General features: G+C 71.1%; 2 protein-coding genes. One reads left to right on the top strand and one right to left on the bottom strand.

Features of this window, described 5'->3' with window-relative positions; genetic code table 11:
• A partial coding sequence (locus tag ONA70_RS35920; RefSeq protein ID WP_265010926.1) for a VanW family protein occupies positions 1-1473 on the top strand: 1473 nt, incomplete at its 5' end.
• Positions 1474-1538: 65 nt separating this feature from the next.
• Here the strand turns inward: ONA70_RS35920 and ONA70_RS35915 are convergent.
• Positions 1539-2165 (bottom strand): NADPH-dependent F420 reductase, encoded by a 627-nt coding sequence (locus ONA70_RS35915; RefSeq protein WP_265010925.1) that lies wholly within the window; start codon positions 2163-2165, stop codon positions 1539-1541.
• Between the last annotated feature and the right edge of the window lie 84 nt (positions 2166-2249).

Raw genomic sequence — 2249 nt, 5'->3', positions numbered from 1 at the left:
AAGGTGGGCGAGCGGAGCGCCGAGCTGAAGCCGGCCGACGTCGGTCTCGCGGTCGACGTGGACGCCACCGTGGCGGCGGCCGCAGCGGTCGAGGCGCACGCGGTGAGCCGGCTCGTCGGTTCCCGCACGGTCCCCCCGGTGGTGACCGTCGACGCCGCCCGGCTGGACGCCGCGCTGCGGAAGGCGATGGGCTCCCAAGGCCGGGAGATGACCATGCCGGCGATCATCTACACCGGCACCACCCCGAAGCCCGTCTACCCCAAGCCGGCCCTCACGCTGGACCAGGGTGGCGCGGCCGAGGCGGTCAAGGCGGGTTGGCTCGCCGCCGCGCCCGTGACCGTGCCGCTGGTCGAGAAGTGGCCGGCGACCAGCCGTGAAGAGGTGGACCGGTTGGTGGCCGAGCTGGCCAAGCCGGCCGTGGCCGCCCCGGTCACGCTCGCCACCGGTCAGGGCTCGATCACCATCCCGCCCACGGCGATCGCCCGCAGCCTGCGCTTCTCCGCCGACGAGGCGGGCAAGCTGACCCCACGGGTCGACGTCAAGCGGTTGCGTACCGCCCTCGGCGACCGGCTGGCGAAGATCGAGGTGGAGCCGAAGGACGCGGGCCTGACCATCGCCGGCGGCAAGCCGAAGGTGGTACCCGGCCGGCCCGGCCGGCAGCTCGACGCGGCCACCTTCGGTCCGGACCTGCTGGCCGTGCTGCCGAAGACGGACGGCCGCACGGTCACCGCCGAGCTGAAGCCGGCCGAGCCGGAGCTGACCGAGGCAAAGCTGGCCGAGTTGGGCATCAAGGAGCGGGTCTCCACCTTCACCACCCGGTTCCCCGGTGGCCTCTCCTCGCCCCGCAGTCAGAACATCGTCCAGGCGGCCAAGGACGTCGACGGCACGATCGTGCAGCCGGGCGAGACGTTCTCCCTGAACGCCCACACTGGCGAACGCGGGTACGACCAGGGCTACCAGGACGCGCCGACGATCGTCGGCGGCAAGCTCGTCCCCGGCGTCGGCGGCGGTGTCTCCCAGTTCACCACCACGCTCTTCAACGCCACGTACTACGCGGGCCTCGAGGACGTCGAGCACAAGCCGCACTCGTTTTACTTCAGCCGCTACCCCGCGGTGATCGAGTCGACGATCTTCTGGCCGGACCTCGACTTCAAGTTCCGCAACAACACGAAGTACGGCGTGCTCATCGACACCTCGTACACCTCCAGCACGATCACCGTGTCGATCTGGAGCAGGAAGATCTACGACAGCGTCAAGACCGAGTACGGCCCGCGCCGTGACATCACCCAGCCGAAGACGGTCTACCTGAAGCCCGGCCCCGACTGCATCTCCGCGGCGGGCAGCGTGGGCTTCGCCCAGGACGCGTTCCGGGTCATCAAGCAGAACGGCAAGGTGGTCAAGCGGGAGAAGTTCAGCTGGCGCTACGACCCCGAGCCGCGCTTCATCTGCGGCCCCGACCCGGCGGCCGACTGACGTCCCGTCCGTCGCACGCACGCAACGGCCCCGTCGCCGGCGGGGCTTTTGTTCGTCGTACGCCCTCAGGGCCGCGCCGCGGCCAGCCCCTGCCGTACGCCGGCGGCGTCGCGGTCGGTGCCGTAGACCGGGGTGTCCGGCTGCTGGCGCCAGCTCTCGTCCAGCGTGCCGGCGTCCACCGGGTCGAAGCCCAACTCGTCCACCAGCCCCATGGCCACCCGCTTGGCGTCGGCGTCGTCGCCGGCCACCGGCAGGGCGATCCGGTCCGGGGACCCGGCCGGCCTGCCGTTGTCCATCAGGTGTGCGGCCTGGATGTTGTTGAAGACCTTGACCACCCGGGCGCCCTTGAGGTGGTCCGCGGTCCACCGGCTGGAGCTGAGGCTGCGGTCGAGCAGTTCGGGGACGTCCCCGTCGCGCTGCGGGTAGTAGTTGTCGGCGTCGAGGACGAGCCTGCCCTGGAAGAGTTCCGCGGGCAGGTCCGGCACGGCCTTCAGCGGGACCGCGATGACGACCAGTTCCGACCCCTGAACCGCGTCCTCGATCGTGCCGGCCGTGGCGCCGGTCTCCGCCGAGAGATCGCGCAGGCTCTGCGGCCCGCGCGAGTTGGCCACGGTCACGTCGTGGCCCAGGGCGCTCAGGCGACGGGTGAGGGTGCCGCCGATGTGCCCCGACCCGATGATTCCGATCTTCATGACCCCTCCTGCCTCCGCCAGCCCCTGGCGGTCAGTTCCGGCCGAACCATCAAGCAGGTACCCCGGCCGGTCCGTCCCGATCAT

The sequence above is a fragment of the Micromonospora yasonensis genome (genome assembly GCF_026013475.1).
Taxonomy (GTDB): Bacteria; Actinomycetota; Actinomycetes; order Mycobacteriales; family Micromonosporaceae; genus Micromonospora; species Micromonospora yasonensis.
The sequence above is the reverse complement of the archived record's forward strand: the minus strand, read 5'-3'. Positions and strand labels throughout refer to the sequence as shown.

Coding starts and splice junctions, on each gene's coding strand:
- ONA70_RS35915 (WP_265010925.1), bottom strand. CDS start 2,165: ATGAAGATCGGAATCATCGGGTCGGGGCACATCGGCGGCACCCTCACC.